We start from the raw sequence: 15,183 nt of genomic DNA on the forward strand, positions 1-15,183 counted from the left end.
TTTATTTTTTTAAATTACTTGGCCTTCAGCAATTCCAAATGATACCTTACTTGAGGTTAATGTCGTTGTTGTTCACTTTTTTATTTTTCTTCAAAAAGAAATTTTATCCTCCTGATTTTTTTAAAATTAGTTTAAAAGCAAATTCAGAAAACCTTTTGGTTGTAGCCTGGGTCAGCTTTACTGTTATAGGTTTTTTTGTGGGTATCGTACACCAAAATGCTGTTTTATATCTTTTTACAGATATGATTTATATCCTTTTTGGGTATTTGTTGTATCGGATTTTTTATTGTAATCAAAAATTACTAGATGAAATTACGGTTGAATTAACGCTCCGGCAAGAACATTATTTTGTCAGCAGTGTTTTAGTTTTGTCAGTGCTCGCATTTCTTTTAGATATTGATTTACCTTCTTTTACTGTAGTTTTTACTTTGGTATATGCGTTATATAAGTACAATAGAAAAAATTACGGATTGATGTTGTTTTATACGCTGCCTTTCTTTTTTCAAATATTTAAATCCAATAGGGCTTTATTGCTTGTTTTTGTTTTAGTGTTGTTTTTTGCCTTTGCACAAAAAAGATTTTCAAAAAAGAATATCACTGATTTTCTGCTACTAATTGGCTTTTTCCTAACACTTTGTTTTTTCTTTTTAGACGATTTATTACGATTTATAATAACTTATTTCCCTGAGAATTCTACTTTAAAAGACCGATTGGTGCAGTTGTATTTGCTACTAAGAGGCAATGTAGATTGGAACTCTCCTGCATTACTATCTCTTAGCCAACGAATTGATGAGGCCAAAGCGGTCATCGAATATTGGTGTTTAAATCCCTTTAATTTTTTATTTGGAGGAGGAATGGGTGCTACAATTGAAGGTTTTTCTTTTAAAGATATTGGCGTTGCTAACTCTGCGTTATTAGGAAAAACTGCTATTCACAACATTCACTTATTACCTTTTTCCCTAATTTTTAGATACGGAATTATAGGAATTGGTCTATTTTTGATTTTAGTATATAATGTATTTAAATATTTTTTTACAATCATTTTGTCGGAACAATCCTTGTTTAAAACAGTGGTAGTTTTTCAATTTTGTTGGATATTATATTCATTTCCTGCCGCATCTTATTTATGGACTTGTCCCTTATTTTGGATAACATTAGCCTATGTCTCAAATGAAAAAAGAATTAACTTTTCTTAATTATATTTTATATTCTATTGCTTTTTTTATTCTATTGCCTAATAGTATGAAGGAAGTGCCATTTGTTGTTTTAGGACTATTTTCTATTTTTCTATTTAGTAAAGATAGAAAAATGGATAGGAAAGTTTTTCTAGCGTTAGGGCTTTTTTTTGCAGTAAATTTGATTAGTTTGCTGTATTCTAAAGACTTTGCCTATGGGTTAAGGCGCATCGAAGGATTTCTTCCTTTGCTCTATCTTACTTTTTCCTATTGTGTATTTTCTAAAATGGATGTAAGATTTACAAAAAAGTTTGTAGAGAACTGGATATTAATTTTTAATGGCTCTAATGTTGTTTTTTTGACAATCGTTAGTTTTTATTTTTATTATAAAAATATTCCAATAACCTACAATACAATCCGGACTGTTTTCGATGAAATTCCATGGATCAATATGCATCCTATTTACTTATCTATTGTTTCGGTTTTGGGCATATTGTCGTCAATTTATATATTTAGAGAGAATCTAAAAAAATGCTCTTTTTTGATTTTTGCAAATGTTGGGCTGCTTTTTCTAACGGGAGCAAGGGCTACTTTTATCGGATTTTTTATAATTTTATTTTTGGTGTTACTTTTTGGAAAGCTTTCTTCAAAAATAAAATTTTCAGTAGCAGTTATTTCATGCTTTTTAATTTATTTCCTCTTTGCTTTTAACAGTGATTTTAAAAAGAGATTCAATGAAATGATTATTCCAGTTTCCTATGCAGCTGTAAATACAAATAATTCTACTAGCGTTCGAATTGCCGTTTGGGATTGTGGGATTCAGAAAATAAAAAGCTCCAATCCAATAATTGGAAATGGTATTGGCGATGTTCCTTCCATTTTGCAGGAATGTTATGATGCAGAATATCCCGAATTAGGGAAATTTTATAACACACACAATCAGTATTTCAGTATTCTTTTAGGAACAGGTTGGATTGGCTTACTAAGTTTCTTGCTTTTTTTTGTGTATCTTTTCATTGATGCTTTAAAAAATAAAAATAATTTTCTGATAGTACTTGTTTTATTCTATCTCTATATATTTAATTTTGAAAATATTATAGAAAGGAAATACGGAATTTTAATAATGCTATTTTTCGTATTTTTCGTATTTAATATTTTCACCAAACCGGCAAATAAACCGGTTGAAATTGCTTAAATTTTGATGCAAAATAAAATTTTAATTATAGGCCCATTTCCGCCACCAATATCTGGAGTTAGTATTGCAAATCAGGTTGTTTCTAAAGGATTGCGCAAAAAAAATTGGCAAGTGGATACGATTAATTCAGAGTATTCTGAAACCATTACACAAAACCACGGTCGCATCAGTTTAAAAAAATTGTATTTTATTAAAACCTATTTACATATTGGAAAAGTTTTAAATTCAAAAATCACGTATATTACCATAGGTCAATCGTATTTTGGAGTTTTAAAATATCTTCCTTTCATTATATTAGCGAAGGTTGCTAGAAAAAAATTAGTGATGCACTTACATGGAAATCATCTACTCAATGAGTATAACGCATTGAAAGGAATGAAAAGAATCATTTTCCGTAAGTTGATTTCAATGTTTGATTACGGGATTGTTTTGTCGGAATCATTACGGTGTAATTTGGAACCTTTTTTAAAAAAAGAATCCATTTTTGAGTTGCATAATTTTTTTGAAGCATCATTAATTCTTCCTCTTGAAGATATAGTCCAACAAAAAGAGTACTCGGAGCTAAGAGTTGTGTTTTTAAGTAATTTAATGGAGGAAAAAGGAATTAATATTTTATTGGAAGCAGTAAAAAAATTAAAAGCCAAAGGAGTTGCCATTCGTTTAAAAGTAGCAGGAAACAAGATTAAAGAAAATGATTTATCTAATTATTTCAATACTTTGGATAGCGTTGATTATATAGGAGTAGTTCATGGGGAGGAAAAAAGGCAATTATTGCTTTGGAGTACTGTTTTTTGTTTACCCACTTTTTACAAAATGGAAGGGCAGCCCATAAGCATATTAGAGGCAATGGCGATGGGGAATTTAATACTCACAACTAGTCATGCTGGAATAACAGATGTTTGTAAAGAACAAAATGCTGTCTTTTGTGAAAAAAAAAATGTAGCAGATTTAGCCCATCAATTGGAACTTTTAGTTGATGATCAAAATCAGATTCGACAAAAAGGATTGTTCAATAGGCAATATGCCAATGCGTATTTTACAGAAGAATTGTTTATTGAAAACGCAAATAAAATTTTATTGCAATGTATCAACTAAAAGAGTTCAAACTTCCCAAGGGATTTAGAGGAAGGAATGCATTTACAGTACAACTCTGGTGGTTGGTTTACTTTTTTTTATTTAAACCATCACCACAGATTATGTATGGTTGGAGACGATTTTTATTAAGGCTTTTTGGTTCAAAAATTGGAAAAAAGGTAATTTTAAGGCCTTCTTGTCAAATAACGTTTCCCTGGAAGTTAGAAATTGGAGACTATTCTTGGATTGGAGACGAGGTTGTTTTGTATACGCTTGGCGAAATAAAAATAGGAAGCAATACGATCATTTCGCAAAGAAGTTATTTGTGTACTGGTTCCCATGATTATACGAAAACTGATTTTCCAATTTTTGCAAAACCAATACGTATTGATGATTCTTGCTGGTTAGCAGCAGATGTTTTTGTAGCTCCTGGAGTTGAAATCGTTAGTGAAGTTGTAGTAGGAGCAAGATCATCCGTTTTTAAAAGCATCTTAGAAAAAGGAGTGTATAAAGGGAATCCTTTAATTAAAGAATAAATTGGCTAAATCAAGCAAATGAATATAACAATTATCAGCAACCATTATTACCCAGAAGATAGTGGAATTGGGCTATATTCTACAGGAATGGCAGAGTTTTTAGCTAAAAAACATTCGGTTAAAGTGATTGCGGCAACTCCCTACTATCCACAATGGAAAATACATCAAGAATACGATAAAAAAGGGCTTTTTAGCACCGAAGTTATTAATGGTGTAACAATCTTTCGTTTTAAACAATTTACTCCTGAAATCCCCACATTCAAAGGGAGAATTTTTCAAATGATTCATTTTTTCCTAGGGTCATTTTTTAATGTTTTTAAAATAAAAAAAAATGATATTGTCATCGTTGTAATGCCTTTTACGATATCGGCAATTTTAGGCTGGTTGGTAAAAAAAATTCGAGGAGGTAAACTTTGGATTCACATTCAGGACTTTGAATTTGATGCTGCTTTCGAAACCGGAATTTCGAGTAAAAAAGGACTTTTACCCCGAATCGTTTTTAGAATAGAGCGTTTTATATTGAATCAAGCTGATTATACCAGTACAATTAGTACTGGGATGCTTAATAAATTAGAAACGAAATCAAAGACACAAAAATATTTTTTCCCCAATTGGATTGATTATTCAAAGATAAATCCTAATCTGGCAAAGCCAAGTGGAGTATTCGATTCTTCAAAATTTAATATTTTGTATTCTGGAAATATTGGCGCTAAGCAGGATTGGGAATTCTTTATAGATTTTGTTCGTGCTTGTCAAGAAATCAAGCATATACAGATTTATTTGATTGGCGAGGGAGCTAGACGCAAAGAGGTAGTTGAGTGTTTAAAACAATTTGAAAATTGTAAATATTATCCACCCGTTCGCTACGAGGAATTAAATGACTTGTTGTGCAATGTAGATTTGCACTTACTTTTTCAAAAAAATACGGTTGTTGATACCGTTATGCCATCAAAAATACTAGGAATGATGGCAAGTGCAAAACCTTCAATTGTTACTGGTAATGAACACTCAGAGGTGCGACATAATCTTGAAATTTCAGAAGGGGGATTTTATTTTTATCAGGATAAAAAACTTCAAGAAATAATGGGCGTTGTAAAAAAATTAATTAAAAACCCAGAGGAGTCCAAAATTATTGGCGATAATGCAAGAAAATTTGTAGTTCAAAAATATTCTATTGAAAGTGTTTTGAGTCAGTTTCAGACGGATATTGAAAATGGTTAAATAATGGATTTTTAGAACCAATATTTTTTTTATAAATTCAAGTAGGATTGAAAAATGTTATTGTTTTTGATGAAAATATTCAGGGTTTATTCTACCTTGCATTCATAAATTTGATACATGAAAAGAATACTCATCACCGGAGCCGCTGGATTTTTAGGATCACATCTTTGTGACCGTTTTATTAAAGAAGGTTATTTTGTTATTGGAATGGATAATCTCATTACGGGAGATTTAAAAAATATAGAACATTTGTTCAAACTAGAGCATTTTGAATTTTACCATCACGATATTACAAAATTTGTTCATGTTCCTGGGGAATTAGATTATATTCTTCATTTTGCTTCGCCAGCAAGTCCAATAGATTATTTAAAAATTCCGATACAAACCTTAAAAGTGGGTTCGCTTGGAACGCATAATCTTTTAGGATTGGCACGTGTTAAAAAGGCGAGAATCCTTATTGCGTCTACTTCTGAAGTGTACGGAGATCCATTGGTTCATCCACAAACGGAAGAATATTATGGAAATGTAAACACAATTGGACCAAGAGGCGTTTATGACGAAGCTAAGCGTTTTCAGGAATCGATAACAATGGCATACCACACTTTTCATGGTGTTGAAACTCGAATAGTGAGAATTTTTAATACGTATGGACCAAGAATGCGACTTAATGATGGTCGAGTAATTCCAGCTTTTATAGGTCAGGCAATTCGTGGGGAAGACTTAACTATTTTTGGAGACGGTATGCAAACCCGTTCGTTTTGTTATGTAGATGATCAAGTTGAAGGCATTTTCAGATTATTACATTCTGATTATGTGTATCCAGTCAATATTGGAAATCCAGATGAAATTACCATCAAGGATTTTGCGGAAGAAATCATTAAACTGACAGGAACCAATCAAAAAGTAGTCTATCACCCATTACCAATAAATGACCCGTTACAGCGTCAGCCTGATATTACAAAGGCAAAAGAATTGCTGGGATGGGAGGCAAAAATAGGTCGCGCTGAAGGTATGAAAATCACGTATGATTATTTTAAATCGTTATCTAAAGAGGAACTTTCTAAAGAGGAACACAAAGATTTTTCGAGTTATATAAAATAGTACAATACATTTTGAACCAAAGGAACTTTCTATGGTATGCCTTGTAGGATTACATCAAAAAACCATACAAATTACAGTTTTCTTGTTAAAAAGGAATATAAATTAATGAATTAGGAATTAATTTTGTTGGGATAGGTGATTGTATAGTTTTAATATACGTTGAATTTAACAGAAAATAAAAAAATAATAGCACATTTACTGTAATAGATTTTGTGGAGTATTTAAGTAATTGAAAAGCAAATGCGCAGTAGGGAATAATACAGTAATTTTTATTCGTTTTCCTGGAGGTTCATTTTTTTAATTATTATTTGCTGACCAAAAGTAAAAACAGATTATATGTTGGCAAGCAAAACTAAAACGATTAGAAATGATAGGTATTACCTGCAGCTATTTCAATTTAATACTAACAGGGATTTCGTTAACATCGATAAAAAACCAAATTGGTTATATTCGTTAATTATGACTGCATCTCAAACAGGAAGATACTCAAAGTACATCAGACCCATTAGTATTTCAATAGATCTGAGTGTTATTTTGATTCTCGGTTTTTTGTTTTTCAAAGACCTTAATTTAAGGATGGAGTATTTTAGTATCTATCAGATAGTGGGCTGGTGTACGATTGCTTTTTTTATACGATTCTACGGAATATACCGCTTTACAACTCCACTAGAAATACTATCAAAACTTGTCAAACAAGGCGTTTTATTTCTTTTAATAACCATTGCTTTTTTCCCGTTTTCAAAACAAGTTGTTTTTAGCGGAATGGTGATTGCCATGTTTATTTCATCAGCTATGGTGCTAATTACGATTTCAAAATTTTTATTGTTTTATTATTTAAAAGAATATCGAATACTAACAGGAAGTAATTATAGAAGCGCTATTATTATTGGCTACACTCCTGAGGCAATTGAATTAAAAAATCTTTTTGAAACCAGAAATGATTATGGATATCGCTTTTTAGGCTATTTTTCAGATAAAAAATCAAATCAAAATATTAAAGGGAAATTAGCAGATTTGAAACCTTTTGTAATTGAAAATTGTGTCGATGAAATTTATTGCTCATTAAACGAAATTTCAAACGAACATTTGAAAGATTTAATCGAGTTTGCGGATGAAAACAATAAAACAATAAAATTCATACCAGATACAAAAGAGATTTTTTCAAAAAACTTAAAGATTGATTACTATGAATTTTTTCCAGTACTTTCTTTAAAAAAAACCATGCTTCATGAGCCTGCGACAATGATATTTAAAAGGGTTTTTGACATTGTTTTCTCTAGTATAATTATTGTAGTTCTTTTGTCATGGCTCATTCCATTGCTAGCAATTTTAATAAAATTAGAGTCCAGAGGGCCTGTTTTTTTCAAACAAGGAAGACCTGGAATTGATGAAAATGAATTTTTCTGTTATAAATTTCGTTCCATGAAAATCAATAAAACTACAGAAAAAGAAGCCTCAAAAAATGACCCACGCGTTACTAAAATAGGGAAGTTTATGAGAAAAACAAGTTTAGATGAAATGCCTCAATTTCTAAATGTTTTACTTGGAGACATGTCAGTTGTAGGACCACGACCGCATCTTTGGGCACAAAATAAAGTTTATGGGAATAAAGTTAAAAAATATATGGTACGCCATTGTGTTAAACCAGGAATTACAGGATTAGCTCAGGTTAGTGGTTTTCGTGGTGAAATCGAGACAGAAGCCGATATGATTAATAGAATAAAATTTGATGTTTTTTATATTGAAAATTGGTCTTTAATTCTAGATTTAAAAATAATTTCTCAAACAATAGTTAACATTTTTAAAGGCGAAGAAAAAGCGTATTAAAAGGCATTTTTTTCGATTAAATCTTCTATTTGTGTATCAAGATTAAACGAAGTTTGAACGGCATTAAAAATCCGTTTTTTCATTAAATCCAATTCTGCTTTTTGAATAGCTGAAATGGTTTGCAATTTCTCATTCAAATCAGCATAGTTTCCTACTTTGGCTACCCAGCCCAAATTGTACTTTTCTGTTATGATTTCTCCTTCACCACCACCAAAGTATAGAACTGGAAATCCCAATGCGCCATATTCGAAAATTTTAGAAGGAACAGAGCCATAAATTCTTGTTTTTAATGGGACTATTGTAATATCAAACGTTTTTAATATTCGATGTAAAGCGTTTCGATCCATCATTCCGTAAAAAACAATTTTTGTGTCTTTTCTAGACTCAATTAGTGCTTCTATTTGTTTTTTTTCAGCTCCATCACCAAATAGGTGTAATTCAACATTTAATCCTTCTAAATTGATTTTTTCGCACATTTCTAAAACACCTTGTGCTACACCAAAAAGACCAGCATAAAAAATTTTTATAGGTTCATTTATTTGGGTTTCCAAATCCATTTCAATGGATTTGTGATCAGGAAAATTACGATATAAAAAACACTTTTTTTCAGGAAAAATAGCGTGGATATGAGTTATGATTTCATTGGACTGTCCTAAAATTAAACTTGCTTTTTTGTATATAAAACGTTCTAAAAACAAAGAAACACGATGCGAAAATGAATTGGCTTTTAAAGCCTTTAATTCAACTGCAGCCAATGGCCATAAATCAGAAACATTCAGAATGATTTTTTTTCGCTTCAGCGAAAGCACAAAAACAGAAATAAAAGAAAGCAATAACGGCGGGGATTGTACGACTACTTTTTGTGGTATTTTTTGAAATAATAAGTAAAAAAACAAGCCTAAAGAAAATGATAAAACAGACAAGAGTCTCTTGATGATGTTTTTACTATTGCTCGGATAAATCCAAAGGCGTTTTACAATGATATTTTGTAGATTTTCAGTAACACAAAATTTGCCTCTGTATTCGGGAAATAATTCGCCTTTTGGATAATTGCCTAATGGACAAATTACAGAAACAGTATAATTGTTTTGATGCAATTTTAAAGCCAGCTGCTCGATTCGATTTGCGGCTGCACCTTTCTCTGGCGGATAATAATTGGATATGATGAGGATTTCTTCCATTATTTTTTTGAAAGTAAAATATCGATTATTCGTTCAGCAGCTTTTCCGTCCCAAAGTTCAGGAATTCCAGCTTTTCGAGTGCCATTTTGAAGAAAATTTCCAAACACTTCTTTTAGAGTGTCAATTGATGTTCCAACTAAAGTATTTGTTCCTATGGTTTGAGTTTCGGGTCTTTCCGTATTGTTTCGCATAGTAAAACAAGGAATTCCTAAAACTGTAGTTTCTTCTGAAATCCCGCCAGAATCAGTAATAACAGCAAAACTGTTTTTAATTAAAAACATAAAATTCAAATATCCTTGTGGTTCAACAAAAAGAATATTTTTTAAGTTTAATGGAGTAGCACCTAAAATTGCTTTTGTTCTTGGATGAATTGGAAAAATCACTTTTTTAGCACCAACCATTTGATCAATTCCTTGTAAAAGCTGAATTAATGATTGCTCTTCATCAACATTCGATGGACGGTGTAAAGTCAAAATGATGTAATCCTTGGTTTCTAAATTGAATTCATTCCAAAAAAATGGTGCTGAAATTCGATCTAAGTTTTGATACAAAGTATCTATCATCACGTTTCCAACAAAATGAATATTAGAAGAATCCGCTCCATATTTCAACAAATTTTCTCCTGCCCAAGTTGAGGTTGTAAAAAAATAATCAGTTATACTATCCGTAACAATTCGATTGATTTCCTCTGGCATTGTCATATCACCTGAACGAATACCAGCCTCTACATGTGTTACTTTAATGTTTAATTTTTTAGCAACAATTGTACAGGCCATAGTCGAGTTGACATCGCCAACCACCAAAAGTAAATCACATGGATTTTGCAGTAATTCTTGTTCAAAAGCGACCATTATTGCGGCAGTTTGTACTGATTGTGATCCGCTTTTTACTTCTAAGTTTGCATGTGGCTGCGGAATATTTAATTCCTCAAAAAAGGTATCGCTGAGGTTTTTGTCGTAATGTTGGCCAGTATGAATCAACCGATAAGATACTTCGGCACCTTCTGACTGCTTCTTCTCTATCGCTTTAATAATGGGAGCGATTTTTATAAAATTGGGTCTTGCGCCTGCGACTATTGTGATTTTCATAGTATTATTTTACAAATGAAACAAATTGTTTTAATTTTCCGCTTTTGTTTCGTTCTAATTTTTCTTTTTTATGGAAGATGAACACCAAATCATTTTCTAAATAAAGTGCAATCGCCTCTTCAATTTTTTTAATTTGTGCCAAATTTAATTGGGTTTCGCTCACATATTCAATTTCAAAAGTATCTATTTTGGTTTGTTTTATCACAAATTCTTTTACATTTCCGTCGTCTTCAATAATGCTTTTTGTCACATAATAAAAGGTAAGGCCAGGTGATTTTTTCCCGCTGGGTAAAATGGCAACATCATTGGTTCGGCCAATTAATTTTTTGAGAATCGGTTTTTGTAATGTACTTTTTTCGTCTAGAATTCCAATATCGCCAATGTCATATCGTATGAATGGATGCGCTTTATTGAACAAAGAAGTTATGACGATGCGACCAGAAGTACCATTTGGAACTGCTTTATTATTATCATCCAAAATTTCCACTAACAAGGTTTCCGAATTGACTTGCCATTCGTCTTTAGTCCCGATGCTTCGGGATTCAAAAGCAATCAAATCTAGTTCGGAAGCACCGTATTCATTGACAATAGGAATCCCAAATTGTTTTTCTAAAAGCAGTTTATCTTCTTCAAAAAGCATTTCAGAAGTCACTATACATACTTTCAAAGTGGGACAAATAGTTGTTAATACGATGTTTTTCTTTTGTAAAAATTTCGCAAATAAAACAATCGAACTCGTATAACCGTTGATATAATCGAATTTTTTCAGCTGAAATTTTTTCAGCATCTTTTCTAAAACTTCATCTGACAAATCGAAAATGGGGAACCGAAACCTATGACTCAAAAAATCCTTGAAACGTTCTTTTTTGTTACCAATAAAATCCATTGGAATTCCATAAAAACGTGCCTGATAGGAAGTATTAAAATCGATCCCATGCCAACCAAATCGGTAGATGTTGGAAGCCCAAGTCATGGCATGACAATAGTTGTCTTTGGCAAAAATAAAAGGAGTTCCGCTGGAACCGGACGTTTTATTTACGTAACTGTTTTTAGGAGAATAGTTATTGGAAAGCCTCTCCAGCAAAGGTTTTTGTAAGTTTTTTTTATTTAAAACAGGCAAGTCTTCCCAGTTTTTAAAAGTGGTCATGCCTACTAAATCGCTGTAAAAAGAGTTATTTTGAAGATGAAAATGGACAATTTCCAATTTTTTATTTTGAACAAAATCAGCATGTTCTTTTTCAGAAAATGATATAATTTTTCGCAATTCGGCTTTAGCTTCCTGCATAGGGAAGCCATTTAGTCGCAAGGATAAGTCGAATAGTCTAAACATTTCAAAGGTATATTTTACCAAAAATAATATTTACCAACAACTAATGATGGAGAACCAACAACTTTTTGAAAATTAATTATTTTTTAAGTTCAAAAGCAATTATTTTTGCACGACAACTAAACACAACTACACATGACAATTTTACTACTGGGTTCGGGCGGAAGAGAACATGCTTTTGCATGGAAAATGATTCAAAGTCCGCTTTGTGATACACTTTTTGTAGCGCCAGGAAATGCCGGAACGGCTTCAATAGCTACTAATGTTGCTATTAGTCCAACTGATTTTGAGACTATAAAAACGTTCGTTATTCAGGAAAAAGTAACAATGGTTGTGGTAGGGCCAGAAGATCCTTTGGTAAAAGGGATTTATGATTTCTTTTTAAATGACACCACGTTAAAACATATTCCAGTTATCGGTCCATCAAAAATGGGTGCGCAACTAGAAGGAAGTAAAGAATTTGCCAAAGAATTTCTAATCAAACATAACATTCCAACTGCCGCTTACGATAGTTTTACTGCTGAAACGGTGGAGGAAGGATGTGAATTCTTGGAGACGCTGCAACCTCCGTATGTATTGAAAGCAGATGGATTAGCAGCAGGAAAGGGAGTTTTGATTATTCATGATTTGGCAGAAGCCAAAGAGGAATTAAGAAACATGCTAGTGCATCAAAAATTTGGTGACGCTAGTTCAAAAGTCGTTATCGAAGAATTTCTTGACGGAATAGAATTGAGCTGTTTTGTTCTAACAGATGGTAAAAACTACAAAATATTACCAACAGCTAAAGATTACAAGCGTATAGGCGAAGGTGACACAGGATTGAATACAGGCGGAATGGGAGCGGTTTCTCCGGTTCCTTATGTTGATGCTGTTTTGATGGAAAAAATTGAAACGCGTATTGTAAAACCAACAATTGATGGTTTTCAAAAAGACGGAATTCAGTACAAAGGTTTTGTTTTCATTGGATTGATTAATGTCAATAACGAACCAATTGTAATTGAATACAATGTGAGAATGGGCGATCCAGAAACCGAAGTGGTTATCCCGAGATTGAAAACAGATTTAGTGGAGTTGTTTTTGGCTGTGGCCAATGAAAAACTGGATAAAATCAATCTGGAAATTGACGAAAGAAGCGCGACTACAATTATGGTAGTTTCTGGAGGATATCCTGAAGATTTCGAAAAAGGAAAAGTGATTTCAGGTATAGAAAGTATTGAAGATTCTATTGTTTTTCATGCAGGAACCAAACTAGATAATGGAAATGTAGTGTCAAACGGAGGAAGAGTTTTGACCGTGACTTCGTATGGAGACAATTTTGAAGAAGCCATAAAAAAATCCTACCAAAATATAGACAAGCTACATTTTGATAAGATGTATTTTAGAAAAGATATTGGAAACGATTTAAAATAGTTTCCAATTATCGTTCACTTTTTTTTAAAATTCTTATTTAAAGAAAGAGTGAGCGGTAGTATCTTGTTTCTCTGTTCCAGCGTCTTCAAAAATTTTCAATTGCTTGATCCAATATACCATTGCCGAAGCACAAATAATCATGAAAATCCAATTGATTGTATTAGCAGCAAACCAAGATGATAGCTCTAATGAACGTAAAAAGTCTAGAGGAGCAAATAAAATATTTACAAATAAGTATTGTATTCCTTCGAAAAATGCTTTCATAATGTATAAAAATTAATTTTATTAGTTGTTTTTGAGGAACTCTGAGTGTAAAAGTTCTCTTTTAGAAGAAACTTTTTGAACTTGCAGGGTTTACTTTTTAAACAAGTATTATATTTACGAACACAAAAGTATAAAATATCCTTATGATAACAAGTGTTTTTAGAAAATCTACGCCATTAAATTTTTCATTGGTCGTAATTTTAATGCTGGTTTTCTTTTCTATATACCAATTTCAAGATTTATCCTGGATGAATTCCCTTTTATTAATTTCAAAAAAGGGCATGTTGTTTTGTGTTTTATTGGCATCTGTTTTTATTACAAATTTTGTAGTAAAGAAAAACGGATTGAGTAAAGACAGTAGCTACACCGTTTTTTTTTATTTTTTGTTTCTACTTTTTTTTCCTTCAGTATTGGATAATTTAAACCTTATTTTATCTAATTTTTTCATCCTATTAGCACTCCGCCGATTGATTTCATTGCAATCTCTCAAAGCTTCCAAAGAAAAAATATTTGATGCTTCATTATGGATTTTCTTGGCTGCATTATTTCATTTTTGGAGTATAATTTTCATTGTATTGGTTTTTATATCCATAATTTTCCATGTTTCTAGAGATTATAGAAACTGGATATTGCCTTTTATCGCTTTTTTTATTGTTGTAATTCTGTTCCTGATTTATGCAACTGTTTTCGATTTGAACGTAATTGAGTACATCCTTAAAAGTGTACAAATCAATTTTGAAATCAATTATTTCACGAATAATTATCAAAATGGAGCTTTGTCAATCTATGCCACAATCGCTTTATTTTTCCTGGTTTCTATGTTTGCTACCTTGTCAAACAGGCCACAATTGTTACATACTTCCTTCAAAAAAATCATCGCTTCCTTCTTTATTGGAGTACTAATTTTTGTGATTTCGGCCAATAAAAGCAACGATTTATTGCTATTTACATTCGCACCTTTGGCCATGATGGCAACCAGTCACATTGAAATCCCTCAAGAAAAGTTAAATCAAGAGTTAGTGATGTATGTGCTGACAGCTTGTAGTCTTTTTGCTTTTTTCTCTCAATTATAATTTTTCTCCATACGCTAAATCTCCCGCGTCTCCTAATCCTGGAACAATATAACTGTGCTCATTGAGTTTTTCGTCTAAAGAAGCCACCCAAAGATGACAGTTTTCTGGCAACTGTTTTTCAAGATATGCAATGCCTTCTGGTGCGGCGATTACAACTGCAATGTGAATTTCTTTTGGCGTAGCTTTCTCCATTAATTTGTTGTAAACAGCAACAATAGATTGACCAGTAGCAAGCATTGGATCAACTAATATTAGATTTTTTTCATTGATATCAGCAATAGCTTGGTATTGAACAAGTATATCAAAGTAATCGTCATTATTGGGATGGTGTCTAAAAGCGGAAACGAATCCATTTTCGGCATTGTCAAAATAATTTAAAAAACCCAAATGTAAGGGTAAACCTGCGCGTAAAATGGAACATAAAACCAACTGATCTTGAATTTCGGTTGTTTTTTTTATGCCTAATGGCGTTTGGATTTCGACACTTTTGTAGTGTAACTTTTTACTTAATTCATAAGCCATTATTTCGCCAATACGTTCAATATTTCTTCGGAAACGCATGCTGTCATTGTGAACATTTACATTTCGTATTTGCCCTAAAAAATGATTAAGAATACTATTCCCTTCTGATAAATAATGAATTTGCATGGTTGTATTTTTGTAATTAAACTTATGATTATTTTTTTATGGTATAAAAGTATAAAAAGTATC

14 protein-coding genes are annotated in these 15,183 nt (G+C 31.9%); 9 read left to right on the forward strand and 5 right to left on the reverse strand.

What is annotated here, in order from left to right:
- Positions 1-155: 155 nt before the first annotated feature.
- The 7 genes from V5J73_RS00070 to V5J73_RS00100 all read left to right on the forward strand — a co-directional run bounded on the left by V5J73_RS00070 (position 156) and on the right by V5J73_RS00100 (position 8,129).
- Positions 156-1,196: a hypothetical protein gene (locus V5J73_RS00070; RefSeq protein WP_338646739.1), complete on the forward strand. Its 1,041-nt coding sequence runs from the start codon at positions 156-158 to the stop codon at positions 1,194-1,196.
- On the forward strand, positions 1,171-2,370 hold the full coding sequence (locus V5J73_RS00075) for an O-antigen ligase family protein (RefSeq protein WP_338646740.1): 1,200 nt from the start codon (positions 1,171-1,173) through the stop codon (positions 2,368-2,370). Before V5J73_RS00070 ends, V5J73_RS00075 begins: the two co-directional genes overlap by 26 nt.
- Positions 2,371-2,376: 6 nt before the next feature.
- The gene (locus V5J73_RS00080; RefSeq protein WP_338646741.1) at positions 2,377-3,465 is read left to right on the forward strand and encodes a glycosyltransferase family 4 protein; all 1,089 of its coding nucleotides are present in this window, start codon (positions 2,377-2,379) and stop codon (positions 3,463-3,465) included.
- Positions 3,453-3,980, forward strand: a complete 528-nt coding sequence (locus tag V5J73_RS00085) for a WcaF family extracellular polysaccharide biosynthesis acetyltransferase (RefSeq protein ID WP_338646742.1) — start codon at positions 3,453-3,455, stop codon at positions 3,978-3,980. Before V5J73_RS00080 ends, V5J73_RS00085 begins: the two co-directional genes overlap by 13 nt.
- An 18-nt stretch (positions 3,981-3,998) precedes the next feature.
- Positions 3,999-5,201: a WcaI family glycosyltransferase gene (locus V5J73_RS00090; RefSeq protein WP_338646744.1), complete on the forward strand. Its 1,203-nt coding sequence runs from the start codon at positions 3,999-4,001 to the stop codon at positions 5,199-5,201.
- Positions 5,202-5,318: 117 nt separating this feature from the next.
- Entirely contained in the window at positions 5,319-6,302 is a 984-nt protein-coding gene (locus tag V5J73_RS00095) for a UDP-glucuronic acid decarboxylase family protein (RefSeq protein ID WP_338646745.1), read from the forward strand.
- 336 nt (positions 6,303-6,638) lie between these two features.
- The gene (locus tag V5J73_RS00100; RefSeq protein WP_338646746.1) at positions 6,639-8,129 is read left to right on the forward strand and encodes an undecaprenyl-phosphate glucose phosphotransferase; all 1,491 of its coding nucleotides are present in this window, start codon (positions 6,639-6,641) and stop codon (positions 8,127-8,129) included.
- Here V5J73_RS00100 and V5J73_RS00105 read toward each other — a convergent pair.
- Genes V5J73_RS00105 through V5J73_RS00115 form a run of 3 tightly spaced genes read right to left on the reverse strand, consistent with a single transcriptional unit; the run spans position 8,126 to position 11,728 of the window.
- Positions 8,126-9,310 carry a glycosyltransferase family 4 protein gene (locus tag V5J73_RS00105; RefSeq protein WP_338646747.1) on the reverse strand — a complete coding sequence of 395 codons (1,185 nt, stop codon included), beginning with the start codon at positions 9,308-9,310 and terminating at the stop codon, positions 8,126-8,128. The genes V5J73_RS00100 and V5J73_RS00105 overlap by 4 nt on opposite strands.
- Positions 9,310-10,398, reverse strand: a complete 1,089-nt coding sequence (gene wecB / locus V5J73_RS00110) for a non-hydrolyzing UDP-N-acetylglucosamine 2-epimerase (protein ID WP_338646748.1) — start codon at positions 10,396-10,398, stop codon at positions 9,310-9,312. The genes V5J73_RS00105 and wecB overlap by 1 nt, the downstream gene beginning before the upstream one ends.
- A gap of 4 nt (positions 10,399-10,402) precedes the next feature.
- Positions 10,403-11,728, reverse strand: coding sequence for a phenylacetate--CoA ligase family protein (locus V5J73_RS00115; RefSeq protein ID WP_338646750.1), 1,326 nt, complete (start codon positions 11,726-11,728; stop codon positions 10,403-10,405).
- 132 nt (positions 11,729-11,860) lie between these two features.
- Here V5J73_RS00115 and purD point away from each other — a divergent pair, with 132 nt between their 5' ends.
- Positions 11,861-13,135 carry a phosphoribosylamine--glycine ligase gene (gene purD / locus V5J73_RS00120; protein ID WP_338646751.1) on the forward strand — a complete coding sequence of 425 codons (1,275 nt, stop codon included), beginning with the start codon at positions 11,861-11,863 and terminating at the stop codon, positions 13,133-13,135.
- Between the two features lie 33 nt (positions 13,136-13,168).
- On the opposite strand, the gene V5J73_RS00125 is transcribed toward purD, so the two are convergent.
- Complete coding sequence (locus V5J73_RS00125) at positions 13,169-13,399, reverse strand: DUF6341 family protein (protein WP_309758189.1); 231 nt, start codon at positions 13,397-13,399, stop codon at positions 13,169-13,171.
- A gap of 143 nt (positions 13,400-13,542) precedes the next feature.
- Between V5J73_RS00125 and V5J73_RS00130 the strand changes: the two genes are divergently transcribed.
- Positions 13,543-14,472, forward strand: a complete 930-nt coding sequence (locus V5J73_RS00130; protein ID WP_338646752.1) for a DUF6427 family protein — start codon at positions 13,543-13,545, stop codon at positions 14,470-14,472.
- Here V5J73_RS00130 and upp read toward each other — a convergent pair.
- Positions 14,467-15,120, reverse strand: a complete 654-nt coding sequence (gene upp / locus V5J73_RS00135; RefSeq protein WP_338646753.1) for a uracil phosphoribosyltransferase — start codon at positions 15,118-15,120, stop codon at positions 14,467-14,469. The two genes, V5J73_RS00130 and upp, sit on opposite strands and share 6 nt — an antisense overlap.
- Between the last annotated feature and the right edge of the window lie 63 nt (positions 15,121-15,183).

Origin of the sequence: Flavobacterium sp. KS-LB2 (assembly GCF_036895565.1) — a bacterium.
Classification (GTDB): Bacteria; Bacteroidota; Bacteroidia; order Flavobacteriales; family Flavobacteriaceae; genus Flavobacterium.

Bases quoted from the DNA above. Each gene is read 5' to 3' on its own strand.
- V5J73_RS00075 (WP_338646740.1), top strand. From the start codon at position 1,171: ATGAAAAAAGAATTAACTTTTCTTAATTATATTTTATATTCTATTGCT.
- V5J73_RS00080 (WP_338646741.1), top strand. From the start codon at position 2,377: ATGCAAAATAAAATTTTAATTATAGGCCCATTTCCGCCACCAATATCT.
- V5J73_RS00085 (WP_338646742.1), top strand. From the start codon at position 3,453: ATGTATCAACTAAAAGAGTTCAAACTTCCCAAGGGATTTAGAGGAAGG.
- V5J73_RS00090 (WP_338646744.1), top strand. From the start codon at position 3,999: ATGAATATAACAATTATCAGCAACCATTATTACCCAGAAGATAGTGGA.
- V5J73_RS00095 (WP_338646745.1), top strand. From the start codon at position 5,319: ATGAAAAGAATACTCATCACCGGAGCCGCTGGATTTTTAGGATCACAT.
- V5J73_RS00100 (WP_338646746.1), top strand. From the start codon at position 6,639: ATGTTGGCAAGCAAAACTAAAACGATTAGAAATGATAGGTATTACCTG.
- V5J73_RS00105 (WP_338646747.1), bottom strand. From the start codon at position 9,310: ATGGAAGAAATCCTCATCATATCCAATTATTATCCGCCAGAGAAAGGT.
- wecB (WP_338646748.1), bottom strand. From the start codon at position 10,398: ATGAAAATCACAATAGTCGCAGGCGCAAGACCCAATTTTATAAAAATC.
- V5J73_RS00115 (WP_338646750.1), bottom strand. From the start codon at position 11,728: ATGTTTAGACTATTCGACTTATCCTTGCGACTAAATGGCTTCCCTATG.
- purD (WP_338646751.1), top strand. From the start codon at position 11,861: ATGACAATTTTACTACTGGGTTCGGGCGGAAGAGAACATGCTTTTGCA.
- V5J73_RS00125 (WP_309758189.1), bottom strand. From the start codon at position 13,399: ATGAAAGCATTTTTCGAAGGAATACAATACTTATTTGTAAATATTTTA.
- V5J73_RS00130 (WP_338646752.1), top strand. From the start codon at position 13,543: ATGATAACAAGTGTTTTTAGAAAATCTACGCCATTAAATTTTTCATTG.
- upp (WP_338646753.1), bottom strand. From the start codon at position 15,120: ATGCAAATTCATTATTTATCAGAAGGGAATAGTATTCTTAATCATTTT.